This window comes from Pseudonocardia sp. HH130629-09, assembly GCF_001294645.1.
In the GTDB taxonomy this organism is placed as follows: domain Bacteria; phylum Actinomycetota; class Actinomycetes; order Mycobacteriales; family Pseudonocardiaceae; genus Pseudonocardia.
The window spans coordinates 5,505,460-5,527,931 of record NZ_CP011868.1 but is presented as its reverse complement, the minus strand read 5'-3'; the positions used below and the strand labels follow the sequence as shown (position 1 = coordinate 5,527,931).

Below are 22,472 nucleotides of genomic sequence, written 5' to 3'. Positions count from 1 at the left end.
CGTCGATGGCCGACATGTTCGACGAGATGGCCGGCGGTCGCGGCGACGAGCGCCCCGGCCCGGACGTCCCGACGAAGGACATCCACTGGATCTACTTCACCGACGCACTCGTGGTCCCGACCGCGGCGGGCGGGCCGAACTACGGCGAACCCGCCTGCTGGCAGGTGGCACTGCGCGACGTCACCGGCTGGACGATCGGCCTGCCGCCCGCCTGACCACCACGCCCGATGAACACCCGAACACGTGATCGCAAACCCGCAGGATCCGGGCCCCGCCACAGCCTCCCTTCGCAGTTCAGACGCTCTCCGCCCAGGTCAGCGGCCCATCGGCGGAGCGCAGGTGTGACGACGGCCACCCCAGTTTGTCCGTGAGGATGCGCCACCCCCGGGACTCTCATGTGTGTCGAGCGGATCGACAGGGCACCACCGGTGCGAACCGGCCCCCGATCCGGCCACTGTGAGGCCCGGTACCGGGCCATGACCTGGAGGCACAATGAGCACCACCGAGACCAAGGCGACCAAGGCCCCGGCTGTCACCGGCACCCCGTCGGCCCTGCAGTCCGAGCACGGCAGCACCCGCATCGCCGAGACCGTCGTCTCGAAGATCGCCGGGCTGGCCGCCCGCGAGGTCAGTGGCATCTACGCCCTCGGCGGCGGCGCGGCCCGCGCGTTCGGCGCGCTGCGCGAGCGCATCCCGGGTGGCACCACCAACGCCTCGCAGGGCGTGTCGGTCGAGGTCGGCGAGAAGCAGGCCGCCGTCGACATCAACGTCGTCGTCGAGTACGGCGTCTCCATCGCCGACCTGGCGAAGGCCGTGCGCCGCAACGTCATTTCCGCCCTGGAGCGGATGACCGGGCTCGAGGTCGTCGAGGTCAACATCTCGGTCGACGACGTCCACCTGCCGTCCGAGGACGACGGCAAGGACGAGGAGCCGAAGAAGATCGAGTCCACCTCGCGGGTGGCGTGAGCGCCCTTACCGCCGCGGGTGGCGACGGGATCGTCGCCACGGGTGCGATCGACACCGACCGGATCGCCGACGCGGTGCTGGGCTGCCCCGGCGTCGCGCAGCTGCACGGCGGCCGGTTCGGTGAGGTCGCCACCTACCTGCCCGGACGCCGGGTGAGCGGCATCCGCGTGGACCCCACGGCCCCGGCCGTCGAGGTGCACGTGGTCGGTCGCTACCCGGCCTCCGTGGCCGAGATCGACCACCAGGTCCGCACCGCGCTGCTCCCGGTCGTCGGGGGCGCGCGGGTGGACGTGGTGGTCGGCGACTACGCCGGTCCCACCGAGCCGACGCCCGTCCGGGAGTCGGACTCGGCACCCGCCACCGGCGAGCTCCCGGTCCCTCCCGCGGCCACCCCCTGACCCGCCCGGACGCCCGTCCACACCCCCGGACGTCCGGTACCTCCTCGTCTCGAAGGACGTGACTGTGATGTCCCTGTCCACCAACACCCAGATCGGCCTGATCGCCGGTCTCCTCCTGGCCATCGCCGGCATCCTCGGCGGCTTCGGCGGGTTCGTCCTCGCCCTGATCCTCGGCGCGATCGGGCTCGGCGTCGGCCGCTGGCTCGACGGCGACCTCGACCTGTCCGAGCTCTCCGAGCGGTCGGGGCTGTCCGGGCGCGGCCGCGACAAGGTCCGGTGAACCCGGTGAGCACCGTCGAGCCGGCGGGGACGGCGACCGGGGACCCGGACACGATCCGGGCCACCCGTCTCCCCCCGCCCCCGCCGGACGACACCCCGACCCGCTCGATCGACACCGGCACGGGCTCCGCGGACGCCTCCGCCGGGACGGCCCCGGAGGACCGGGGCCGGGTCGACGTCGCCGACCAGGTCGTGCAGAAGATCGCGCTCGGCGCCCTGGAGGAGACCGAGGGCGTCGGCGGGAGCACCGGCACGGTCGGGCGGATGCTCGGCCGCGACGACGCCGACGGCCACCCGCGCGTCGAGGCGACCGTCTCCGGGCAGTGGGCCCGGATCGACGCGCGGATCTCCGTCGCCTACCCATCCCCGGTCGCCGCGGTCTGCGACCGCGCCCGCGCGCACGTCGTGCGGCAGGTCGAGGCGCTGACCGGGCTGTCCGTCGCGCGGGTCGACGTCGTCGTCACCGCGCTCACCGTCCCGGGCGCCGCCCGCCCGGCCGGGAGGGAGCTCGAATGATCCGCCGCCCCCGCAAGTCCCTCGCCGCGGGCATCGTGGCGCTGGTCCTGCTCGCGCTCTGCGTCGTCGTCGCCGTCGCGGTCGTGCAGCTGCTCCTCGGGCAGCAGCCGATCCTCGACTTCGGCCTGCTGGGCTCCACCGTCGCCGGGTACACCGGCGCCGACGTGCCCGTGCTCGTCGCGTCCGGCGTCGTCGCGCTGGTCGGGTTGGTGCTCGTCGTGGTCGCGCTGCGGCCGGGCACGCCGACCGTGTTCCCGCTGGCCTCGGCGGGCGGGGCCGAGAAGCTCGACTCCGGCATCACCCGGCGCAGCCTGAACCGGTCGCTGGCCGACGCCGCCACCGACGTCGACGGCATCACCAAGGCGTCGGTGAAGAACACCGGCCGCCGCGCCGCCGTCACCGCGCACGCCGCGTTCGGCGACCCCAGGGACCTGCGCGACCGGGTCCGCAGCGCGGTCGCGCAGCGGCTCGACGCCGTCGGACCGGCCCGCAGCCCGAAGATCACGGTCTCCGTGACCGGCACGAAGCAGCAGGAGGCGTGATGGCCAGCGCGACCCCACCGTCCCGGCTCAACCGGACCCTGCTGTTCCTGATCGGGCTCGTCCTGCTCGCCGCGGGGGTGTTCGGGCTGCTGTTCGGCACCGGCGTCCTGCGCCAGGCGCTTCCCGGGATCGACCCGTCGGTCCCGCTGTTGCCCGCCGGTCTCACGCTGCCCGCGTGGGCGCCGTGGGTGACCCTCGCCGTCGCGGTCGTGGTCGGGCTGCTGGCCCTGCGCTGGCTGCTCGCCCAGGCTCGTCGCACGCCCCGCACCTCGGCATGGACGCTGCCGTCGGCGCAGGTCGCGGGCAGGGACGCCGGGACGACCCGGATCCACTCCGACCACGCCGCGGACGCCCTGGCCGCCGACATCGAGAGCTACGAGGGCGTCCAGCGCGCCGCCGCCGCGCTCGTCGGCGACCGCCGTCGTCCGGAGATCCACCTGGACGTGACCGCGGACGACGGAGCCGACCTCGCCGCGCTGCGCACCCGGATCACCGACCACGCGCTGCCGCGGCTGCGGTCCGCACTGGACATCGAGTCCGGACGCGCCGACCTGGTGCTGCGCCTGGCCGAGGAGAAAGCGCACTCGCGGGTGGGCTGAGCGACCGCACACCGACGACGACGGGGCCCCGGATCACCGGGGCCCCGTCGTCGTGTGCGGGTGGGTCAGCGGGACCGGTCGACGAACCCGGCGCCGGCGATCCGCAGGCCGCTGCCGCCCGCCATGCGGAGCAGCCCGGCCATGGCGATGACCAGACCGACCATCTCGAGGGTCTCCTCGGTGCCGGCCAGGACGTTGTAGGTGAAGGACTGCACGTCGCCGGTCTGCTCGAACAGCGCCCCACCGGCCGACTCCAGCCCGACCGCGCCGAGCAGGAACACCGCCGCCCCGGCGACGACGAGCCAGGCCCCCGGCCGGCGCAGCACCATCGGCAGGCACAGCACCGCGACCACCGCGACGAGCGCCACGGCCGGGATGATCCAGGCGTAGGTCAGGAAGCCGCTCGTGCCGAACGTGGTGTGGATGATCCAGCCAACCTGCTCGTGGTTCGCGGCGGTCTCGTCCATCGCGACGACCGCGCAGGACAGGCTGAGCAGGATCCAGCGCCACCGCTCGCGGCGCACCGAGTTCGCCGCGATCAGCGCGAGCAGCGCCGCGTTGGTCAGGTGCAGCGCCGAGCTGAACCAGGTCGAGATGTTCAGCTCGGTGCCCAGCCGGATCGGGGCCGGGATCTCGAAGCCGGGCCGCCCGATGCCGTAGACGGCGGCGCCGTAGTGGGCCAGCGCCAGCACGGCGACGATCGCGGCGGCGGTGCCGACGACCGGTCCGCGACGCACCAGCGCGAGGTGCGGCGCGCCGGGCGCGGCGGCCTGGGCCTGCGGTGACGGCTCCGCGGGAGCCGGGCTCGCGGCCCCGGAGGCCGCCGCGGGCCGCGGACCGGCCCCGGCGTCATCGGTGACGCGCGGGATGACGACCGTGGCCGGGTCGTCGTCGGCGCTGTGCGCGCCACCGCCCTGGGCGCCGCGGCCCCGGGCGAGATGGTCCTGGGCGGTCATGTCCCCTCCTCCTCACCGGCGGCCGGGCGGCATCAGCAGGCGACGTCGACTCCCACCGCAAGGTGGCTGGAAGGTAAACGAGCGTATGACCGCCGGGAAACGCCGGGTCAGCTCCAGGGGCGCGCGGAGCGGGTGTGCCAGTAGCTCTCGGCCGGTTCGGCCAGCGCGGCGAGCTCCTCGGCCACGTCCGCCGGCAGCGTGAGCTCCGCGCCCGCGAGGTTCGACGCGAGCTGGTCGGTCCCGACCGGGCCGAGCAGCACCCGCCACGCCCACGGGTTCGCCAGCGCCGCGGCGACGGCGATCCGGTCCAGCCCGATCCCGGTCCGCGCGGCCAGCGCCGCGGCCGCACGGGCGCCCTCGGTGCCGTCCTCATCGCCCGGGGCGAGCCTGCCGTTGGCGAAGACCTCCTTCAGGATCACCCGGGCCCCGGCGTCGGCGGCCTCGGCCAGCGCCGGGCCCACCGAGGGTTCGAGCGGGTTCCAGGTGCTCTGGAACGAGGTGAACAGCGGCTCACCGTCCACCCGGACCTCCAGCGCCCGGCGCACCGCGTCGGCCTGGGCGGGGCCGGAGGTGGAGATCCCGACCCGGATCCCCCGGTCGCGCAGGTGGGCCATCGCGCGGTGGACGCGCTCGTCGTCGAGGACGCCGGTGTCGAGCGTCGCGGAGTGCACGTGGTAGATCCCGAGGTGGTCGCCGAGCAGCTGGTGGCTCATCGCGTACTGCTCGGTGAAGGCGTCGAGCGAGTGGTCCTTGATCTCGTGGGTGTCGGCGTCGGTCCGCCATCCGCCCACGTAGCGGTAGCCCCACTTCGAGCCGATCTCGACGGGGTCCTCGCCGCCGGTCACCCCGGGCCGGTCGGCGAGGAACTCCTCGGCGCGGCCGTAGGAGCGGGCGACGTCGACGTAGCGGACGCCTGCGGCGTACGCGGCGTCGAGCAGGGCACGGGAACGGTCGCGCAGGTCGGCGACGTCGCGGACGTCGCCGAGCTCGGCGGCGCGGCCGGAGGTGATGTAGGCGGGGCGGGCGATCGCGGCCAGGCCGAGACCGAGACGGTGGGCGGGGGCGGGCACGCCCCCAGCCTGCCCCACCCGACGCCGGCGCCCCACCCGACGAAACACCTGTTGCACGCCGGTGGTGGCCGGTACCGTCCCCCGGCATGACCGACGCGCCGTCCACCGGCTGGGTCCTGCTGCTCGCGCAGCTGCCCGCCGCGCCCTCGAGCCCACGGGTCACGCTGTGGCGCCGGGCCCGCGCCGCGGGCGCGGTGGGCCTCCAGAACGGCGCATGGGTGCTGCCCACGACCGACGAGCACCGCACGTTCCTGGAGGGGCTCGCGACCTACGTCCGCGAGGCCGGCGGCACCGCGTTCGCCCTCGACGTCGCCGCCGGGAGCAGCGACGACGGCATCGTCGCCCGGATCCGCGCCGAGCGCGGCAAGGAGTTCGCCGAGTTCACCGAGCGCGGCAAGGCGCTGCTGGCGGAGCTGGCAAAGGAGTCCTCCCGGGACAACTACTCCTTCGCCGAGCTGGAGGAGAACGAGCAGGACCTGGAGCGGCTCACCCGCTGGCTGGCGACGATCTCGTCGCGGGACTTCTTCCCCGACGAGCGCGGCAAGGACGCCGAGGCCCTGCTCGACCGCTGCCGGCACGCACTCGACGCGTTCACCGCCGCCGTGTACCGCGCCGAGGGCGTGGCCCCCGACCTGCCACCGCGTACGGACTGAGGCCGTGGGCAGCCGGTGAGCACGCCGCGACCGGCGCGGCCGTGGTGGACGACCTCGGCACGGACGCCGTGCGGGGTCTGACCGCCGCCGAGGCCGGGACCCGTCACGGGCGGCACGGCCCCAACCGGTGGGTGGTCCCGCGCCGGGTCACCTTCCTGCGGGTGCTGGCCGACGAGGTCACCGAGCCGATGATGCTGCTCCTCGCGGCGATCGCGGTGCTCTACGGCGTCCGGGGCAGGTTCGACGACACCGTCGCCGTCGTCGTGATCATCGCGGCGGTCGTCGGGGTCGAGGTGTTCGCCGAGTTCCGGGCGAAGTCGGTCATCGCCTCGCTCGGCGAGCTCACCGCCCCGACGACGCCGGTGGTGCGCGACGGGAGCACCGTCTCGGTCGATGTCACCGACGTCGTGCCCGGCGACCTCGTGCCGCTGGCCGCGGGCTCGCGGGTGCCCGCCGACCTGCGCCTGGTCGAGTCCTGGGGGCTGCGCGTCGACGAGTCGACCCTCACCGGGGAACCCGTCGCCTCCCCCCAGGACGCCGCCAGGGTGCTGCCCGGCGACGCCGCGCTGGCCGAGCGGGCGAACCTGGTGTTCGCGGGGACGACGGTCGTCGCCGGGCGGGCCCGCAGTGTCGTCGTCGCGACGGGGACGGCCACCGAGCTCGGCACGCTGACCGGGCTCGTCGTCGCCGCGCGACCGCCCCGGACTGCGCTGCAGCAGGCCATGCGCGAGCTCGCGGGCAGCCTCGCGACGCTGGCGATCGCGTTCAGCGTGCTCGTCCCACTGATCGGGGTGCTGACCGGTCGGCCGTGGCGGGAGATGGTGCTGACCGGGCTCACCCTGGCCTTCGCGACGGTCCCGGAGGAGCTGCCGATCATCGTCAGCCTGGTGCTCGGGCTCGGCGCGCACCGGCTGTCCCGGCGACGGTCGGCGACACCGAGCGCGACCTCGTCCTCGCCGGGCTCGTGGCGCTGTCCGACCCGCCGCGCCCGGGTGCCGCCGAGGCCGTCGCCGCCGCGCGACGGGCCGGGGTGCGGGTGGTGATGCTGACCGGAGACCACCCCGCCTGTGCCCGGGCCGTCGCCGCCGAGGTCGGCATCGACCCCGACCCGGTGCTGAACGGCCGCGACCTCGACGGTCTCGACGACGCGACGCCGGCCGCCGCCGTCGCGTCGACGCCGGTGTCCGCCCGGGTCACGCCCGCGCACAAGCTGCGCCTGGTCACGGCGCTGCAGGTCGGCGGGGAGGTGGTGGCGGTGACCGGGGACGGCGTGAACGACGCCCCCGCGCTGGCCCGGGCCGACGTCGGGGTGGCCATGGGCTAGTTGTGATGTCCAGGGAGGTTGGTCAGCCTGTTGATCGGTGGCTGGCCGCCGATGGCGGAGTGAGCGCGGTGGTGATTGTAGAAGTGCATCCAGTCGGGTAGGGCGTCGTTGCGTTGGCGGGTCGACTCATAGAGTCGGGCGTAGGCCCAGCCGTCGGCCAGGGTCCGATGGAATCTTTCGATCTTGCCGTTGGTCTGCGGTCGGTAGGGGCGGGTTCGCTTGTGGGTGATGGCGAGCTCGGCGCAGGCGTCGCGCCAGGCGTGGGACTTGTAGGCCGAACCGTTGTCGGACAGGACTCGCTCGACGGTGACGCCGCGCTCGGCGAACCAGGCGACCGCGCGCCCGAGTACGCCGATTGCGGTGGCCGCCTTCTCATCGGCGCAGATCTCGGCGTAGGCGGTGCGGGAGTGGTCGTCGATCACGGTGTGGACGTAGGCGGTCCCGATGGCCGGGCGGTAGTACTTGCCTCGTTGACCGGTGCGCCGAGCGGTGGCCGCCTGATTGCGGAGGCCTTGCTGTCTGCCCAGGTAGCGCCAGCCCCCGCCGTCGGGGATGTTGGCGAATTTGGTGACGTCGACGTGGATCAGCGAGCCGGGGTGGGGGTGCTCGTAGCGGCGTAGCGGTTCGCCGGTGACCCGGTCGATGCGGGAGAGCCGGTTGATCCGGCAGCGCACCAGGACTGCGTGCACGGTCGAGGCGGCCATGCCCAGGCGCCCGGCGATCTGGATCGGGCCCAGCCGGTGCCGCCAGCGCAGACGCACGATCCGCCGGACCGCACGAGCACTGGTCCTGCTCGGTGAGAGCTGCGGCCGTGAGCTGCGGTCGACCATCCCGGCCGGCCCCTCGGTCCGGTAGCGGTCGGACCATTTCGACACTGAGCCTTTGCCAACCTGGTCAGGTGTTGGCGATCATGAGGGTCTGAACTGCGGCGATGAGCTGTCCTGCCTGGTTCGGGCTGGAGCGGATCTTGCGCAGGATCTTCCAGTTCTTCAGCTCGGCGTTGACCCGCTCACCCGGTCCGCGACGCCGGGCATGAGCGATGTTGACCTCTTTCTGCGCCTGCGACAGCGGGCGCATCCGCCCGGTGTCGGGATCGAGGCGCCGCCGCCGTTGCGGGACCGCCACCGTGGGCCCGGCGCCCTGGTAGGCGGTGTCTGCCGCTGCCGGGATCCGGTGCTCGGTCAGGGCGTCGACGATGCCGTGCTCGCGGGCGGCGCCCATGTCGTGGCGTGCTCCGGGCAGCGGCGGAGAGATCCACACCAGCCGGCCGGCCGGGTCGGCGATGACCTGCACGTTCAGCCCGTGACACTTGTGCTTGCCGGAGTAGAACCCGCGGTCATAGCCCGAGGCCATGCCGACGCGGTCGATGCGCAGCAGGGTGCCGTCGAGGATCACGAACGCCTTGCCGACGGCGACCTCGATCGCCTGCTCGAGGGTGGGGGCCATCGCGGCGAGCAGGTCGATCGCCTCGCGCAGGTAGCGGTACACCGTCGAGGTGCCGACCCGGAAACCGCAGGCCAGATCGGCGTAGGTCTCGCCCTTACGCAGGTGGGCGACCACGAGCAGGGCCTGGCGGCCACACGTCAGCTTCCGCCACCGGCTCCGACGCTGGTTGCGGTGCGCGCGCAGCGCGTCGGAGAGCACATGCAGGGCACGGCTGGACACGGTCATCCCGGACGGGTAAGACAGCACCTTGAAGCTCCTGGTTGGACGGTTTCGATCTCAGCAATCGCCCGTCTACCAGGAGCTTCACTCGTTCGAGGTCACGCCACGCCGTACCGGCTCTGACCAGCTCAAACACCAGGTTGGCAAAGGCTCACTGTCCGTGGCGAGACCATGAACATCTTCGCCGCTGCGGTGTGGGTCCAGCCGTGCTCGACGACGAGTTGAGCGAGCCGCAGCCGGGCGCGCGGGGTCAGGGCGGCGTTAGCGTGGGACACGGAGGCCTCCGGTCAGTGAAGCGGTTCCTAGACAGCTCCACTTCACAACCGGAGGCCTTCGTCTGTCAGACAGACTCACCGATCCCGGGCGGTACAACCTCCCTGGACATCACAGCTAGTCGGGCACCGACGTGGCCCGCGAGGCGGCCGGGCTCGTGCTGGCCGACGACGACGTCTCCACCCTCACCCGTGCCCTGCACGAGGGCCGCACGCTGCACGGGAACCTGCGCAAGGGCGTCGCCTACTACCTGGCCTGCAAGGCCGGGCTGGTCGCGACCGTCGCCGCCGGGGTGCTCACCGGGATGTCCGTGCCGTTCACCCCGATCCAGATCGTGGTGCTGGAGATGTTCATGGACATCGCGGGCAGCCCGACCTTCGCCGCGGAACCCGCCGAGCGCGACGCCATGAACCGCCCGCCACGCGACCCGGGCGCACGCTTCCTGGACCGGGCCCTGCTCGGCGACCTCGCCGCGGGGGCCGTGGCGCTGTTCGTCGCCGTCGGCGGGCTGTACCTGGTGACCGCCTCGCAGACGGTGGCGTTCGTGGCGTGGCTGTCCGGGCACCTCGTGCTGGCCTGGGTGATGCGGACCGAGCGGACACCGGTGCTGCGGTCGGGTCTGTTCGCGAACCGGTTCCTGCCCTGGTGGACGGTGGTGACCGCCGCGGCCGTGTGGGTGGCCACGACGGTGCCGGCGCTGCGGGAGACGCTGCGACTGACCCCGCTGACCGGTCCGCGGTGGATCGCGGCGGTGCTCGTGTCGGTGGCCGCGGTCGCGGTGCTGGAGCTGCGCAAGGCCGGCCGGCGGCGGGCCACCACGGCACGCCCGGCGGGGTGATCCGTGCTAGACCACCGGTCGTGAACGGATCGGTCCTCTCCCACCCGGCCCCCGAGCCGCCCCGTGTCGTCGCCGTCGGCGACGACCCCGACCAGGTCATGGACCTGTGGCCGGACGGCGGGCCCGGCTGCCCGCTGGTCGTGCTGGTGCACGGCGGGTTCTGGCGGCCCCGGTTCGACCGGGTGCACCTGCGGTCGACGGCAGGTGCGGTGAACGCGCTGGGGCTGCCCGTCGCATCCCTGGAGTACCGCCGGGTGCCCGGCGACCCGGACGCGACCGTCGCCGACGTGCTCGCCGGCCTGCGGGCCGCCCACGCGATCGCCGGACCGGTCGTCGCGGTGGGGCACTCCGCGGGCGGGCACCTCGTGCTGCACGCCGCGGCCGTCGAGCCGTCGCTGATCAGCGCGACGGTGTCGCTCGCCCCGGTCGCGGACCTGGCGCTGGCCGACGCGGAGAACCTCGGCGACGGCGCGGTCCGCGCCTATCTCGGCGGCCCCGCGGCCGGGCGCACCGACCTGGACCCGGCGGTGGGCCCGACCCCGCCCGGACCGGTGACGATCGTGCACGGCGACGCCGACGAGCGCGTCCCGCAGGCCGTCTCCCGCTCCTACGCCGGCCGGCACCCGTCGGTGCGGCTGGTCGAGCTGCCCGGCTGCGACCACTTCGCGGTGGTCGACCCGCTGTCGGCGGCCTGGCGGACGGTGACCCGGGAGATCCTGGCGGCGGCGACGTGAGCGCGCCCGGCGGCCTGCCCCGTCACCAGCTGACGATGACCGTGCTGATGACCCCGGACATGGCGAACTTCTCCGGCAACGTCCACGGCGGCGCGATCCTGAAGCTGCTCGACCAGGTCGCGTTCTCGTGTGCGAGCCGCTGGGCCGAGACCTACGTCGTGACGCTCTCGGTGGACCGGGTCCGCTTCCGCGAGCCCATCTACATCGGCGAGCTCGTGACGTTCCAGGCGTCGGTGAACCACACCGGGCGCAGCTCGATGGAGGTCGGCATCCGGGTCACCACGGAGAACATCACCGAGCGGACCCAACGGCACGCCAACAGCTGCTACTTCACGATGGTCGCGATGGACGAGCACCGGCGTCCGGTCCCGGTCCCGGAGCTGGTCCCGTCGAACGACACCGAGCGCCGTCGCCGGGACGACGCGCGCCGGCGGCGCGAGGTGCGCCGGGCCGGGGGCTGACCCCGGACACGACAGTGAGCCCTTTTCAACCTGCCGTTCCGGCAGCTCAGGGGCCTGGTTGTGTGGGTGCAGACGCCGAGCTAGCGAGCCGGTGACCTGTGCAGCTGTGGTCAGACCCGAATCCGCGAGTAGGCTATGAGCTGATCTTGGTCGGCCAAAGTTGATGTTGCTTGGGTCGGGAGTTGGGTGGTGGGCAAGCGGGCGGCCCGAGTGTCGCCTCGGGTGGCGGGTTCCTGTGCTGGTCGGGGCCGGTGCGGCCGGGTCAGGACGGAGCGGGCAGGGCGCGGACGCGGGCGAGGACCTCGGCGAGTAGGTGCTCGCCGGGTGGTAGGCGCAGGGTGAGGCCGCGGGCGTGGCGCACGAGGCGGGCGGGGATGGTGATCAGCCGCCGGCGCAGGGTGGCGATCATGGCCTGGCCGCCGCGGACGCCGTGCCCGACCAGGCGCCCGTCGCGGGTGCGGGCGGTGAGGTGGTGCAGCCACCCGCTGGTGGTGGCGGCCAGGAGTGCGCCCCACATCCAGGCTCGGTTCACCGCGAGGTGTCCGGAGGGGAGGTGGCGCAGCGCGGCGCCGTGCTTGGTGTCGCGGAACAGGTTCTCCACCTTCGTGCGGTGGCGGTACCAGTACTCGGCCTGCGCGGCTGCGGCAGGTGTGGAGACGTCGAGGTTGGTCACGATGAACGAGTAGGCGAACACCCCGTCGACCTTGGCCACCGTAGCGAGGTCGTCGAGCGGGAGCGCCCGCTGGGCGGGGTGCAGGGTGCGTCGGCGCCGCGCTCGCGGGTCACCGGAGACCTGGCCGTGGTCCAGGTCGAGCCGGACCCGACGGATCAGCAGCTGGGTCGCTGCGGGCCACCAGTTCGGGCAATAGTCGGCCACCGCGACCTGCGCGCCGGTCATGTCGATCGCGTCGGTCCACCCGTCGGCCGCGACGCCGTCGAGGATGCGCCACAGCGGCGCGATGCGTCGGGCGCCGATGGCGAACTCCACGCCGACGAACAGGGCTGCGCGGGCGAGCTGCCCGGCGAAGTAGCCCGCGTCCGCACGCACGCGGACTCGCCCCGCCCGCGCCTGCGCGGGGAGCGCGGCCAGCGCCCGGTAGAACAGCTCGGCGCTGGTGGCGCGGGGGTCATCCCGGCCCGAACCGAGGTCAGCGGCCAGCACCACCGCGGTGTCGGCCCAGGTCGCGACGTGCGGGCGGGCGACCCGCTGGCCTTGGTGGTTGAACGCCACGCCCTGCTTGAGCCGGCCGTAAACCTCGACATCGGTGGTGTCCAGATCGATCGTCACGTCCGCCGTCAGCTGCTCGGCCCGGTCCGGGTCGACCTGGGCGAGCAGGTCCAGCGCGGTGGTGTGCACGTCACCGAGCCCGGTCTCCACCGCCGCCCACTGCCCCTCGATGAACTTGCGCGCGAGCCCGGCGGCGGTCGTGGACGCCAACCCCGGCACCGGCGTGAGTGCCTGCCCGGCGGTGTCGGCGCGGTGCCGGTCCAGCCCGACCAGGAAGTCCTCCCCGCACAGCTGCGCCGCCGACATGCCGACCAGCATCTGCCCGGCGCTGCACCCGCGGTCGCGGTCCTTGATGGGCCCGACCGCGGCGTCGAGCTTGTCGATGATCCCGAGCCGGTCGATCAGTTCGGTCACCGCGGCCAGCCCGGAGAACCTGGTCAGCGCCGCGTCCGGCGCGCCGAGACGCACCCGCGCACACCGCGGGCGTCGCTTGCGTACTGTTCGCACCTGATAGGTGTCCTCTCAACCCGCAATGTCGTGTCGTCGCAAACACGATCATCGCAGGTCAGCGGGCACCTATCGCCATCTCCCCAGTCCGGACACCAGCGCTACTCGCGGATTCGGGTCAGAGCAGTTGCGCTGCAACCTTCGCGATCTCCTGACGCAGAAGCTCGCTGGTCAGGTTGAAAAAGGCTCAGTGTCCCGGGACCACGTTGTCCCGGGGCACGTCGAGGTGCGGAGAGATCAGCCGATCGAGTCGCCCGCGCCGGAGGTCTGGCCGCAGCTGTCGGACTGGTCGGTGGCCGAGTCGCCGGAGACGGCCTTGGCCTTGCCACCCAGGCCGAGGGCCCCGGTGATGCCGCTCAGCAGGTTCGCGTCCTCGACCGGGACCTGCACGCCCAGGACGTTGACCGGGATGTTGTTGTTGCAGAGCTGGATCGGCACGTTGATGTTGTTGCCGCTCAGGCCACCCGCGAGCAGGCCCTTGGCGTCCTTGTCGATGTGGCCCGACTCGTGCTTGCCGTGGTACTTGGCGGAGTCGCCCGCGTAGTCGCCGGCGAAGGCCAGCGGGGAGACGGCGAGCAGGGACGCGGCGGACGCCGCGACGATGATTCCGGCCTTCTTCAGCACAGTTCTTCTCCTGATAAGGTGTCAGGGCCGCGGTGAAGGCCCCGTTCCATGTCGGCACGCTGACAGAAAAGGGGGGAGCCCGTGCCGACTGGCTGCGAATCTAGCGGGGCGCGAGTGCCCGAACAATTCTTCTACCACCATCGGGTGGCCGAATTACTTTCGGTTCGGATACTCCCACGGTGGGGTCGGATGTGATCGGGGCGAATCGCCCGGAACGCCACCCGAACCGGCGACGACGACCACGGCGGGTACCCACGGGGCCCCACCCCGGACACGGACGTGCACCGGAGCCACGAGGACCCCGGGGCACGTCAGCGACGAGGATCCGGTCAGTTGACCGAGTCGCCCGCGCCGGCCTCCTGGCCGCAGTTGTCCGACTGGTCGGTGGCGGAGTCGCCCGACACGGCCTTGCCCTTGCCCGCGATGCCGGCGGCACCGGTGAGGCCGTTGGCCGCAGCGGCGTCCTCGACCGGAACCTGGACACCCAGGACGTTGACCGGGACGTTGTTGTTGCACGCCTGGACCGGAACCTGGGCGTTGTTGCCGTTCAGGCCGGCAACGAGGCCCTTCGCGTCCTTGTCGATGACGCTGTCCGAGCCGGCGAACGCCAGCGGCGACAGGCCGATCAGGGCGACGGCGGACACGGCGGCGACGAAACCGGCCTTCTTCTTCTGCACAGTCTTCTCCTGGTGAGTCACGGATCCATGCGGATCCGGGCACGTGCCGGTCCGACGACAAAGGGGGAGCCCGAACCGGCTGAGGAGAACGATAGGGGGCGGAAAGCGCACGGATCAACCTGGGAAACACCATCGTGGGGAACAATCACCGAGGGTCAGTCATTCACACGATACGGTTTCGTCGCCGAGTCGGCCGTTCTGCACGACGACGGGCCGCGCCACCGGGCTCGATGGAGTAGTAGCGAAGGCGGGCCCGACCTCCCGGCCGACGCCGACCGACGGGTCAGGAACCGACGACATGTCCTGGAGCCTGACGCGGACGGCCGGCCCGTCGACCGTGTCACCGTCACCGTGTCACCGTCACGCGGACGCGACCCGGCCGAGCCTCAGCGCCGACACCAGGAAGAAGACACCACCGAGCAGGGCGTGGCCGGCGACCCCGGTCAGGGACGCCTCGCCGCCCGAGGCCATCAGCACGAACGAAGCGCCCGCGACGACCGAGAGGGACCCGCGCCGTCGGCACCGCGCTGGTGGACGACCTGACCGGTGCGGACTTCCGGGGGTGCGCGTTCCCCAAGGCCGCGGCCGAGTTCCCCGACCCGGAGGACCCCGTGCGCCGGGTCGGCGCCGAGCACCGCAGCTGGTACGTCGCCAGCCTCACCGAACTGTTCACCCGGGTCTTCGGGTCCGCACCAGGACGCGGGCGACCCGAGCACGCGGCCCAGCGCTTCCTGATGATGCGCGACGGGGCCATGGCCTGTGCCGACATCGACGGGGCGGGCCACGTCGGCGTCGCGTTCCGGCGCGGACTGGAGGGGCTGCTCACGCTGACCCACTGAGGTCGGCGATCGCGGGCCTGCCGCACCCCGCAGTCGACGCACTCCGCCGGGCCGAAAGGACGGCCATCCGACGCTACGCAGGGCGATGTGCGGCCGCCGGCGCGGCTCGTCGACAGGGCCGGGACGACACGCCCCGGCGGCATCACGTGCGCAGAAGTGCCACGAGCGCGTCGGGCCGGTCGAGGGGCACGATGTGCCCGCAGTCGTCGAACAGGTGCCCGTCCAGGACGTCGGCGACCCCGCGCAGCTGGTTCTCCAGCGCGCGACCGACCGACGCAGCGCCGACCGCGGTCGTGGGCACCGTCAACCGGGCCTCGGCCACCGCCGCGGCGAGCTGCCGTCCCGTCTCGGGCAGCGCTCGGTAGACGGTGAGCGCGCAGCGGAGGGCGTCCGGGCGCGCGAACGCGTCGGCCATCGCGGCCCGCAGCTCCGGACGGATCCCGCGCCCGCGGGTGCCCTGGTCGAGGAACCACCCGGCGTAGGCGGCCTCGTTCCCGCGCAGCACGCTCTCCGCCAGCCCCGGAACCTGGTGGAATCCGAACCACCACGGGGGTCCACCCTCGAAGAACTCCTCGGCGCCGGGGAGTGTCCCCAGGGTCGACTCGACCAGGACGAGCCGCGCGACGAGGTCCGGGCGGCGCAGGGCGAGCAGGAACGCGGCGGGGACACCGGCGTCGATCGCCACCACGACCGCCGGCGCGGCTCCGAGGGCCACGACCAGCTCCTCGATGTCCCGGGACAGGGTTCCCGCGTCGAGCCCCTCGGCCGTGCGGGTGCTCGCCCCGAACCCGCGCAGGTCCGGCACGACGACCCGGTGGTCCACCCGCAGCGCGTCGCGCACCTCGGACCACACCAGGCCGGTGTGCGGGAAGCCGTGCACGAGCACCATCGGCGGCCCCTGCCCCACCTCGTCGACGGCCAGCTCGACCCCGCTGACGGCGACCATCCGCACGACGACCTCCCAGTCGATAACTTCCGGTGACCAGATCACCTAAGAGGTCGTTGCAGAAGTCCGGGAGCGGGTGCAGGGGGTGCGAGGAGCGGTGGGAGCATCGCAGCATGGCGAGGCCTCGGGTGACGACGAAGACGAAGATCTTCCGGATCGAGATCGTGTTGGTCGATGTCGAGCCGACCGTGCGACGGGTGGTCGAGGTTCCGGGTGAGGCCAGCCTCGCGGTCCTGCACGAGGTCGTGCAGGACGCGATGGGCTGGACCAACTCCCACCTGCACGAATTCGAGATCGACGGTGTCCGCTACGGGCTGCCTGATCCGGATTGGGACACCGGCACGCTCGACGAGGCCAAGACGAAGTTGTTCCGGGTGCTGGCTGCCGGTGATGACGCCGGCTACGTCTACGACTTCGGCGACAACTGGCACCACGTTTTGGTCGTCGACGCGGTCACCATCCCAGAGCCTGGGGTGCGGTACCCACGCTGTGTCGAGGGTCAGGGTGCGTGTCCGCCCGAGGATGTGGGCGGGGTGTTCGGCTACTCGGAGTTCGTCGACGCACTCGCCGATCCCGATCATGCTGAGCACGCCGAGCGGGTCGAGTGGTGGGGCTCGGACCGGTTCGACCCACACCACTTCGACCTCGTCGCCACCGACCGAGCGCTGGAGCGTTTGGCCGGGGCGAGCGCGACGGCGCGGTCCTGATCCACCGCGAGGGGTCGTTCAGGGCAGACGGCGCAAACAGATCAACGCGCACGCCAGTTTCAGCAAGGCCTCGATGCTGGTGCGGGAGCGTTCGTAGCGCAGCCCGAGCCGCCGGAACGACAGCAGCCAGGCCATCGTGCGCTCCACGACCCACCGGACCCGGCCGAGCCGGGAGGAGTCTTCGACTCCGCGGCGAGCGATCCGCACCCCGATCCCGCGCCCGGTCAGGTAGCGGCGACACCGTGGATAGTCGTAGCCCTTGTCGGCGTGCAGCTTGCCGGGACGCCGCCGCGGGCGTCCGGCCTGGCCGCGCCGTTCGCGGACGCCGGGGTTGGTGTCGAGCAGCTCGGCCAGTATCCGGCTGTCGTGGGTGTTCGCGCCGGTCACGACCGCGTGCAGCGGCAGGCCGTTGCGGTCGCACAACACGTGGTACTTCGACCCGGCCTTCCCACGATCGGTCGGCGAGGGCCCCGTCTGTTCGCCGCGGCGCTTGGCGCGCACGCTGACCGAGTCCACCGCAGCTCGCGACCAGTCCAGAACCCCGGCCTGGCCGAGCCGATCGAGCACTACTCGGTGCAGCTCATCCCAGACCCCCGCCCGCTGCCAGTCGCGTAGCCGTCGCCAGCAGGTGGTCCCTGATCCACAGCCCAACTCGGGCGGCAGGTCGTTCCAGCCGATCCCCGTGGTCAGCACGAACACGATCCCCGCCAGCGCGGCCCGGTCCGGTACTGGTGGCCGGCCGGTCCGCGCGCCTCGCCGACGTGGCCGAGGACGGGGAAGCAGCGGCTCAATCAGCTCCCACAGCTCGTCGGTGACCAGTCGTTCGACCGTCGATGCCCTTGCCATCAACTCTGAGCATCACCCGACCAGGTCCATCTACATAGGACCAACACGCCCCGACTTCTGCAACGACCTCTAAGCTCACCGACCATGGAGGCGGAAGACGGCACGTCGACGGCACCTGGTGAGCCCGGGGTGACCGACCCCCGTCGCGGGGACCTGTTCTCCCCGGACTGCCCCACCCGTCGCCTGCTCGACCGGCTCGGCACGAAGTGGACCTCGATGGTCGTCGGATCGCTGGCCGACGGCGGGGAGCTGCGGTTCACCGAGCTACGGCGACGCGCGCCGGGGATCTCCCAGAAGATGCTGTCCACGACGCTGCAGAACCTCGTGCTCGATGGCCTGGTCGCCCGCCGCGTCGAGGACACCGTCCCGCCACGCGTGCACTACCGGCTCACCGAGCTCGGCGCCTCCCTCGAGATCCCGCTCTCCGCGCTGCGCGAGCGGGCGCAGCAGAACATGGCCCGCATCGACGACCACCGCACACGGACCGAGGCGTCCCGCGCGGGCCGATGAGCACGGGCGCCCGCCGTCTGGTACCCGCCGGGACCAGGGACACCGCACAGGAGCGGATCCGGTCGAGGTCGACGTCGTCCGCGAGCGTGACCGGATCCGGTCGACGGGGGAGGGGCGGGCGGACCCCGAGCAGACAGCTCATCACCTCCGGGTACACGGTCCGTGCCACGAGAGCCCGGGCCGTGGCGCCGGCCGCCTCGGGCGCGAGGCCCGTGCGCTGTTCGAGGTACGCCGCCAGCCGCACGGTCGGGATCTCGACGACGGACTCGTAGTAGCCGGCCGCCAGCTCGGGCACCCTCTCGGCCTCGGCGATCCCCATCCGCAGGCTCTGGACCGAGGTCGTCCACAGCAACACCTGCAGCAGCCGGCCGCAGTAGCGCACCACGGCGTCGACGGGGTCTGCGACGTCCTCGTCGGGCACGCCGATCTGTTCCAGGTAGAGCTCCCTCGACAGCTCCACGATCCCGGCGAACAGCGCGTCCTTGCTCGGGAAGTGCGCGTAGAGCGAGCGCTTGGACGTCTCCGCCCGTGCGGCGACCGCATCCATCGACGTCCGCTCGAAGCCCGTCTCCAGGAACTGGGCCTTGGCGGTTCGCAGGATGTGCTCCCGCAGCTGCGCGCCTCGACGTGCCATGGTCTTGCCGCTCCCCAAAGTAAACGGAACGGTCGAGTTCACTTACTTCCCATTCCATGAAAGACCCCCATGGTTGCCGTCACCGCCCCCACATCCAAGATCGGCCGGCAGGTGGTCGAGCGACTGCTCGACGCCGGGGAGACCGTGCGCGTCGTCGTCCGGGACCCGGACCGGCTGCCCACCGCCGTCCGCGAACGCTGCGAGACGGTCGTCGGATCGCACCGCGACCCCGCCGTCATCGGCCCCGCGCTGCGCGGCGTCGACGCCCTGTTCTGGCTCATGCCTCCCGACCCCACCGCACCCGATCCCGTCACCGCCTACCGCGACGCGAGCCGCCGCCCTCGGTCGTGGCACCCCGCTCGCCCACCGGGCCGGCCACGTCACCGGATCGCTGGCCATGGACGACCTCTTCGCCACCACCACCCGCTACCGCGCGCTGGCCAACCCCACCGTCATGGACAACATCCTGCGTGCAGTCGGCGCCCTCCACGACACCGCGACACTGACGTCGACCACGGCTCCCGACCACCGGCTGCCCCTCGTCGCGACCCGCGACATCGCCGCCGCCGCCCACCTCCTGCTCGACCGCACCTGGAGCGGGTTCGCCGAGACGCCGCTGCTGGGCCCCGAGGACCTCTCCGGCAACGACATGGCAGCCGTGCTCTCCGACGTACTCGCCGACCTCCTCGGCCGACCGGTGCGCTACACGCAGACGGACCCGGAAGTCGGCATCGACCGCATCATCTGGTCGACCGACTACCGGTTCCTGCACCTCGACGGCACCCAGGAGTTCCTGAGCGGACTCGATCTCTCCCACGGGGAACGCGAGCAGATCACCCACGGCAACGCCGCCCGACTCCTGGGTCTCTGACGACGCGGCGGCGCCGACGGCCCGTGCCGCGGCGGACGGGGACGGTCGGCGGGCCCCGGGGGAGGGCGTCGAGGCCGCTCTCCGTCGGACGCCCGTCGCGCTCGGCCACCGGACGCTGTTCGGGCTAGTCGGGCTGTTCGGGCAGGAGGAGGTGGACCGCGACGGCGATGCGTCGGCGATAGGCCTCACGGGTCTCCACCTCGTGCTTCACGCCCACCGATGTGCTGATCAGGGTGTCGGCGATGTCGAGGGCCGTCGTGCGGTCGACCGTCCGGGCGAGTGCGTCGACGATCAGCTTCCGGAACCTGGCGGGCGCCGTCTCGACGATCTCACCGAGCAGGTCCGGGTTGGCGGCGACGACGTCCTCGACGTCGCGCGCGGGGCCGACGTAGCGGCCCGCCCAGTGGTCGAACGCGTCCACGATCCGGTGGCGCAGCGGCTCGGCGGTCGACGCGAGCGAACGTTCCGCGGCAGCCAGGTCGCGGTCCAGAGCGTGGGTCGCCGCGGCGCGGAACAGCTCCTGCTTCGAGGAGAACAGGAAGTAGAGACCGGGCCGGGAGATCTCCGCCGCGCGCGCGACCTCGTCCATGGACGTCTTCCGATAGCCGAAACGGGCGAAGCTCAGCAACGCCGACTCCAGCACGCGCTCACGACGGCCGACCGCCTCCGACGCTGTCACGGCCCGAGTCTAGCGGCCACTGATCGCACTAGACAGTTAATGTTCATCTTGTACAGTATGGGCATGCGTCGCGACCTCCGCTCCACACCCTTCTCTGCCACCAGCACCGCCGAGGACGTCCTCTCGGAGCACGACCTGACCGGCGTGCGGGCCGTCGTGACCGGGGCGTCGTCCGGGCTCGGGGCCGAGTCCGCCCGCGCCCTGGCCGCCGCGGGGGCCGAGGTGACCCTGGCCGTCCGCAACACCGCCGCCGGCGCGGCCGTCGCCGCCGACATCGCCAGGTCGACCGGCAGGCCGGCGCCCGCGGTGGCACCGCTCGACCTCGCCGACCGTTCGTCGGTCGAGGAGTTCGTCGCGGCGTGGCGCGGCCCGCTCCACCTCCTGCTCGCCAACGCCGGGGTGGTCACCGGGGGTCTCGAGCGCACCCCCGAGGGCTGGGAGCTGCAGTTCGCGACCAACCACCTCGGCCACGTCGCCCTGGCGACGGGCCTGCACCGCGGGCTCGTCGCCGGTGCCGCGGATCGGGGCGGAGCGCGGATCGTCGTGGTGAGCTCGACCGCGCACATGCGAGCGGACGTGGATTTCGACGACCTCCATTTCGACCGCCGCGCCTACGACCCCCAGATCGCCTACGCACAGTCGAAGACCGCGAACTCCCTCTTCGCAGTGGGGGCGACCCGACGATGGGCCCGGGACGGCGTCGTCGCGAACACCGTCAACCCCGGCGGGGTCGCCACCGGGTTGCAGCGGAACTTCACCCGTCGTCAGAAGGACTCCCTGGCCGCCGCGGAAGCAGCAGGAGTGTTCACCTACAAGACCGTCGAGCAGGGAGCGGCGACGAGCATGGTGGCCGCGGTCGACCCGCAGTTCGCGAAGTCCGGAGGCCACTACCTCGACGACTGTCAGGAGGCCTACGAGGTCCCGAACGACGCCGACCTCGCCGACCACCCCCACGGCGTCAAGGCCTGGGCGCTCGACCCCGACCGCGCCGACCGGCTGTGGACGGTGTCGGAGCAGCTCCTCCGTCCATGAGCTCATCCGTGCCCGCTCAGCGTTCTCCCTTCGCAGCTGCGCGGACTCCTCGAACTCCTCGGTCGTCGAGCGGGCCGGCGCCACGGACGCGGTCCAGCAGCGCGATCGGGTCGTCGGGCGCACTCGCTCCGCGCCACGCCACGTGGCCGTGAGGTCGGACGAGCACCATCGGCGCCGCATAGAGCCGGACGACGGCAGGACGGTCGATGCGCAGCACCCTCAGCGGCACCCCGAGGGTGCTCGCGGCACGGACCATCGGAGCCGGGTCGGCGGTAGCCGTGGCGACCAGCACGAAGCCGTAGCCGAAGTGATCGAGGATGGAGCTGCCGTCGGGGAGCCAGCGTCCGAGGTCCAGTTGCTCGACGCCTCGGAGACGTTGCGCACCGCCACCGGGCGTCGCTCGATCTCGTAGCCGTCCAGCAGGTCGGAGCCGCCCCAGCCGTGCAGGACGGCCGCGAGTTCCAGCCGAGGTCCACGGCGTCACCGATCCCGGTGTTGGCGCCGAAGCCGCCCTTGGCCACAGCAGGTGCGCGGCGTCGCCCGCCAGGAACACCCGGCCGTCCCGGTAGCGGTCGGCCACGACCCGGTGCCCGCTCCACGGCTGGGCCCGCAGGATCTCGATCTCGATCGGCTCCCCGACGGCCTCGTGCACCCAGCGGACGACGTCCCCGTCGGCCGGCTCGTGGTCGAGGTAGACCGACAGCCGCCACTCGTCGACGCCGTCGACGACCGTGATGTAGGGCCGCTTCTGCGAGGCGAGGGTCTGGATCTGTGCCGCCCCGCCGGTGCGCTCGATCAGCAGCTCCCGCAGTCGCGGGGCCGGAAGTGCACGGCGAAGTTGTGGCCCTGGGCGAAGTCGCCGACGAGCTCGATCCCGAGCGCAAGCCTCCCCGCCAGCACCTCCGCGACCCGTAGCAACCGCCCGAACCTCCGTCGGACCGGCGTCGGCGGCGCTCCGGGTCCTCCTCGGCCTGCTCGGCAAGGACCTCGGCGACTTCCAGCGCTTCGCCCTCCTCCAGGTCACTCTGGCGGCGCCGGCGATGATCGGCGCCGTGGTCGCGACGGGAGTCGTCTCCTTGTCCTCGTGACGACCGGTGA

Annotated in this window: 29 protein-coding genes and 4 pseudogenes; 19 read left to right on the top strand and 14 right to left on the bottom strand. The window is 72.6% G+C overall.

The window, feature by feature from the left end:
- The first annotated feature begins 5 nt into the window (after window positions 1–5).
- From XF36_RS25790 to XF36_RS25760, 7 genes are all read left to right on the top strand, one after another.
- Window positions 6–215 carry a hypothetical protein gene (locus XF36_RS25790; protein ID WP_060713963.1) on the top strand — a complete coding sequence of 70 codons (210 nt, stop codon included), beginning with the start codon at window positions 6–8 and terminating at the stop codon, window positions 213–215.
- Window positions 216–492: 277 nt separating this feature from the next.
- Entirely contained in the window at window positions 493–966 is a 474-nt protein-coding gene (locus XF36_RS25785) for an Asp23/Gls24 family envelope stress response protein (RefSeq protein WP_020627430.1), read from the top strand.
- Window positions 963–1,364, top strand: a complete 402-nt coding sequence (locus XF36_RS25780) for a hypothetical protein (protein WP_202968450.1) — start codon at window positions 963–965, stop codon at window positions 1,362–1,364. Before XF36_RS25785 ends, XF36_RS25780 begins: the two co-directional genes overlap by 4 nt.
- 67 nt (window positions 1,365–1,431) lie before the next feature.
- A complete protein-coding gene (locus XF36_RS25775) occupies window positions 1,432–1,644 on the top strand; it encodes a DUF2273 domain-containing protein (protein ID WP_060714978.1) in 213 nt (70 codons plus the stop codon).
- 5 nt (window positions 1,645–1,649) lie between these two features.
- Window positions 1,650–2,159: an Asp23/Gls24 family envelope stress response protein gene (locus XF36_RS25770; RefSeq protein WP_238589018.1), complete on the top strand. Its 510-nt coding sequence runs from the start codon at window positions 1,650–1,652 to the stop codon at window positions 2,157–2,159.
- A complete protein-coding gene (locus XF36_RS25765; protein WP_060713962.1) occupies window positions 2,156–2,701 on the top strand; it encodes a DUF6286 domain-containing protein in 546 nt (181 codons plus the stop codon). Before XF36_RS25770 ends, XF36_RS25765 begins: the two co-directional genes overlap by 4 nt.
- Window positions 2,701–3,300 carry a hypothetical protein gene (locus tag XF36_RS25760; RefSeq protein WP_060713961.1) on the top strand — a complete coding sequence of 200 codons (600 nt, stop codon included), beginning with the start codon at window positions 2,701–2,703 and terminating at the stop codon, window positions 3,298–3,300. Before XF36_RS25765 ends, XF36_RS25760 begins: the two co-directional genes overlap by 1 nt.
- A 65-nt stretch (window positions 3,301–3,365) precedes the next feature.
- Here XF36_RS25760 and XF36_RS25755 read toward each other — a convergent pair whose 3' ends face one another.
- Both XF36_RS25755 and XF36_RS25750 read right to left on the bottom strand, forming a co-directional pair.
- Window positions 3,366–4,256, bottom strand: a complete 891-nt coding sequence (locus tag XF36_RS25755) for a hypothetical protein (RefSeq protein WP_060713960.1) — start codon at window positions 4,254–4,256, stop codon at window positions 3,366–3,368.
- Window positions 4,257–4,363: 107 nt separating this feature from the next.
- Entirely contained in the window at window positions 4,364–5,326 is a 963-nt protein-coding gene (locus tag XF36_RS25750) for an aldo/keto reductase (RefSeq protein WP_202968449.1), read from the bottom strand.
- Window positions 5,327–5,412: 86 nt separating this feature from the next.
- On the opposite strand from XF36_RS25750, the gene XF36_RS32770 reads away from it, so the two are divergent.
- From XF36_RS32770 to XF36_RS34600, 3 genes are read left to right on the top strand one after another with little or no spacing between them, the layout of a single operon-like run.
- Entirely contained in the window at window positions 5,413–5,979 is a 567-nt protein-coding gene (locus XF36_RS32770; protein WP_060713958.1) for a Chromate resistance protein ChrB, read from the top strand.
- Window positions 5,980–6,020: 41 nt separating this feature from the next.
- Complete coding sequence (locus XF36_RS31950) at window positions 6,021–7,022, top strand: HAD-IC family P-type ATPase (protein WP_060713957.1); 1,002 nt, start codon at window positions 6,021–6,023, stop codon at window positions 7,020–7,022.
- Entirely contained in the window at window positions 6,944–7,303 is a 360-nt protein-coding gene (locus tag XF36_RS34600) for an HAD-IC family P-type ATPase (protein ID WP_060713956.1), read from the top strand. The genes XF36_RS31950 and XF36_RS34600 overlap by 79 nt, the downstream gene beginning before the upstream one ends.
- Here the strand turns inward: XF36_RS34600 and XF36_RS25730 are convergent.
- The 3 genes and pseudogenes from XF36_RS25730 to XF36_RS31945 form a co-directional block, all read right to left on the bottom strand.
- Window positions 7,300–8,181, bottom strand: a pseudogene (locus tag XF36_RS25730) (IS481 family transposase); the annotation flags it as partial. The gene XF36_RS34600 and the pseudogene XF36_RS25730 sit on opposite strands and share 4 nt — an antisense overlap.
- Before the next feature lie 16 nt (window positions 8,182–8,197).
- Complete coding sequence (locus tag XF36_RS25725; RefSeq protein ID WP_060713357.1) at window positions 8,198–8,995, bottom strand: IS5/IS1182 family transposase; 798 nt, start codon at window positions 8,993–8,995, stop codon at window positions 8,198–8,200.
- A gap of 128 nt (window positions 8,996–9,123) precedes the next feature.
- Window positions 9,124–9,243 (bottom strand): annotated as a pseudogene (locus tag XF36_RS31945) (IS481 family transposase); the annotation flags it as partial.
- Window positions 9,244–9,374: 131 nt separating this feature from the next.
- On the opposite strand from XF36_RS31945, the gene XF36_RS25720 reads away from it, so the two are divergent.
- Genes XF36_RS25720 through XF36_RS25710 form a run of 3 tightly spaced genes read left to right on the top strand, consistent with a single transcriptional unit; the run spans window position 9,375 to window position 11,274 of the window.
- Entirely contained in the window at window positions 9,375–10,079 is a 705-nt protein-coding gene (locus XF36_RS25720; RefSeq protein WP_060713954.1) for a cation transporting ATPase C-terminal domain-containing protein, read from the top strand.
- Window positions 10,080–10,099: 20 nt separating this feature from the next.
- The gene (locus tag XF36_RS25715) at window positions 10,100–10,813 is read left to right on the top strand and encodes an alpha/beta hydrolase family protein (RefSeq protein WP_060713953.1); all 714 of its coding nucleotides are present in this window, start codon (window positions 10,100–10,102) and stop codon (window positions 10,811–10,813) included.
- Window positions 10,814–10,848: 35 nt separating this feature from the next.
- On the top strand, window positions 10,849–11,274 hold the full coding sequence (locus tag XF36_RS25710) for an acyl-CoA thioesterase (RefSeq protein ID WP_043282665.1): 426 nt from the start codon (window positions 10,849–10,851) through the stop codon (window positions 11,272–11,274).
- A 262-nt stretch (window positions 11,275–11,536) separates the two neighbouring features.
- Here XF36_RS25710 and XF36_RS25705 read toward each other — a convergent pair whose 3' ends face one another.
- The 3 genes from XF36_RS25705 to XF36_RS25695 form a co-directional block, all read right to left on the bottom strand.
- Entirely contained in the window at window positions 11,537–12,970 is a 1,434-nt protein-coding gene (locus XF36_RS25705) for an IS1380 family transposase (protein WP_060710862.1), read from the bottom strand.
- 276 nt (window positions 12,971–13,246) lie between these two features.
- Window positions 13,247–13,633: a hypothetical protein gene (locus XF36_RS25700; RefSeq protein WP_060713952.1), complete on the bottom strand. Its 387-nt coding sequence runs from the start codon at window positions 13,631–13,633 to the stop codon at window positions 13,247–13,249.
- A 329-nt stretch (window positions 13,634–13,962) separates the two neighbouring features.
- Window positions 13,963–14,310, bottom strand: a complete 348-nt coding sequence (locus XF36_RS25695) for a hypothetical protein (protein ID WP_060713951.1) — start codon at window positions 14,308–14,310, stop codon at window positions 13,963–13,965.
- A gap of 530 nt (window positions 14,311–14,840) precedes the next feature.
- Here XF36_RS25695 and XF36_RS25690 point away from each other — a divergent pair.
- Window positions 14,841–15,149 (top strand): hypothetical protein, encoded by a 309-nt coding sequence (locus tag XF36_RS25690; protein ID WP_060713950.1) that lies wholly within the window; start codon window positions 14,841–14,843, stop codon window positions 15,147–15,149.
- A gap of 142 nt (window positions 15,150–15,291) precedes the next feature.
- On the opposite strand, the gene XF36_RS25685 is transcribed toward XF36_RS25690, so the two are convergent.
- A complete protein-coding gene (locus XF36_RS25685) occupies window positions 15,292–16,140 on the bottom strand; it encodes an alpha/beta fold hydrolase (RefSeq protein WP_060713949.1) in 849 nt (282 codons plus the stop codon).
- Between the two features lie 83 nt (window positions 16,141–16,223).
- Between XF36_RS25685 and XF36_RS25680 the strand changes: the two genes are divergently transcribed.
- Complete coding sequence (locus XF36_RS25680) at window positions 16,224–16,802, top strand: plasmid pRiA4b ORF-3 family protein (RefSeq protein ID WP_082375654.1); 579 nt, start codon at window positions 16,224–16,226, stop codon at window positions 16,800–16,802.
- 18 nt (window positions 16,803–16,820) lie between these two features.
- Here the strand turns inward: XF36_RS25680 and XF36_RS25675 are convergent, their stop codons facing one another.
- Window positions 16,821–17,648 (bottom strand): IS5 family transposase, encoded by an 828-nt coding sequence (locus XF36_RS25675; RefSeq protein WP_060713947.1) that lies wholly within the window; start codon window positions 17,646–17,648, stop codon window positions 16,821–16,823.
- Window positions 17,649–17,777: 129 nt separating this feature from the next.
- On the opposite strand from XF36_RS25675, the gene XF36_RS34595 reads away from it, so the two are divergent.
- On the top strand, window positions 17,778–18,158 hold the full coding sequence (locus XF36_RS34595; RefSeq protein ID WP_060713946.1) for a winged helix-turn-helix transcriptional regulator: 381 nt from the start codon (window positions 17,778–17,780) through the stop codon (window positions 18,156–18,158).
- A gap of 271 nt (window positions 18,159–18,429) precedes the next feature.
- Here the strand turns inward: XF36_RS34595 and XF36_RS34590 are convergent.
- Window positions 18,430–18,705: pseudogene (locus XF36_RS34590) on the bottom strand (TetR/AcrR family transcriptional regulator); the annotation flags it as partial.
- Window positions 18,706–18,861: 156 nt separating this feature from the next.
- Here XF36_RS34590 and XF36_RS35865 point away from each other — a divergent pair.
- Window positions 18,862–19,014, top strand: a pseudogene (locus XF36_RS35865) (NAD(P)H-binding protein); the annotation flags it as partial.
- A gap of 175 nt (window positions 19,015–19,189) precedes the next feature.
- On the top strand, window positions 19,190–19,663 hold the full coding sequence (locus XF36_RS33485) for an amidohydrolase family protein (protein WP_060713945.1): 474 nt from the start codon (window positions 19,190–19,192) through the stop codon (window positions 19,661–19,663).
- Between the two features lie 124 nt (window positions 19,664–19,787).
- Here XF36_RS33485 and XF36_RS25660 read toward each other — a convergent pair whose 3' ends face one another.
- Window positions 19,788–20,342: a TetR/AcrR family transcriptional regulator gene (locus tag XF36_RS25660; protein ID WP_202968448.1), complete on the bottom strand. Its 555-nt coding sequence runs from the start codon at window positions 20,340–20,342 to the stop codon at window positions 19,788–19,790.
- A gap of 63 nt (window positions 20,343–20,405) precedes the next feature.
- Between XF36_RS25660 and XF36_RS25655 the strand changes: the two genes are divergently transcribed.
- Entirely contained in the window at window positions 20,406–21,374 is a 969-nt protein-coding gene (locus tag XF36_RS25655; protein WP_145981510.1) for an SDR family NAD(P)-dependent oxidoreductase, read from the top strand.
- A gap of 16 nt (window positions 21,375–21,390) precedes the next feature.
- Here the strand turns inward: XF36_RS25655 and XF36_RS35930 are convergent, their stop codons facing one another.
- Both XF36_RS35930 and XF36_RS34925 read right to left on the bottom strand, forming a co-directional pair.
- Entirely contained in the window at window positions 21,391–22,026 is a 636-nt protein-coding gene (locus tag XF36_RS35930) for an FAD-dependent monooxygenase (RefSeq protein WP_193393989.1), read from the bottom strand.
- Between the two features lie 143 nt (window positions 22,027–22,169).
- Window positions 22,170–22,292, bottom strand: coding sequence for a hypothetical protein (locus tag XF36_RS34925; protein WP_255357073.1), 123 nt, complete (start codon window positions 22,290–22,292; stop codon window positions 22,170–22,172).
- Window positions 22,293–22,472: the final 180 nt, after the last annotated feature.

Bases quoted from the DNA above. Each gene is read 5' to 3' on its own strand.
- XF36_RS25790 (WP_060713963.1), top strand. From the start codon at position 6: ATGGCCGACATGTTCGACGAGATGGCCGGCGGTCGCGGCGACGAGCGC.
- XF36_RS25785 (WP_020627430.1), top strand. From the start codon at position 493: ATGAGCACCACCGAGACCAAGGCGACCAAGGCCCCGGCTGTCACCGGC.
- XF36_RS25775 (WP_060714978.1), top strand. From the start codon at position 1,432: ATGTCCCTGTCCACCAACACCCAGATCGGCCTGATCGCCGGTCTCCTC.
- XF36_RS25765 (WP_060713962.1), top strand. From the start codon at position 2,156: ATGATCCGCCGCCCCCGCAAGTCCCTCGCCGCGGGCATCGTGGCGCTG.
- XF36_RS25760 (WP_060713961.1), top strand. From the start codon at position 2,701: ATGGCCAGCGCGACCCCACCGTCCCGGCTCAACCGGACCCTGCTGTTC.
- XF36_RS25755 (WP_060713960.1), bottom strand. From the start codon at position 4,256: ATGACCGCCCAGGACCATCTCGCCCGGGGCCGCGGCGCCCAGGGCGGT.
- XF36_RS32770 (WP_060713958.1), top strand. From the start codon at position 5,413: ATGACCGACGCGCCGTCCACCGGCTGGGTCCTGCTGCTCGCGCAGCTG.
- XF36_RS25710 (WP_043282665.1), top strand. From the start codon at position 10,849: ATGACCGTGCTGATGACCCCGGACATGGCGAACTTCTCCGGCAACGTC.
- XF36_RS25675 (WP_060713947.1), bottom strand. From the start codon at position 17,648: ATGGCAAGGGCATCGACGGTCGAACGACTGGTCACCGACGAGCTGTGG.
- XF36_RS33485 (WP_060713945.1), top strand. From the start codon at position 19,190: ATGGACGACCTCTTCGCCACCACCACCCGCTACCGCGCGCTGGCCAAC.
- XF36_RS25655 (WP_145981510.1), top strand. From the start codon at position 20,406: ATGCGTCGCGACCTCCGCTCCACACCCTTCTCTGCCACCAGCACCGCC.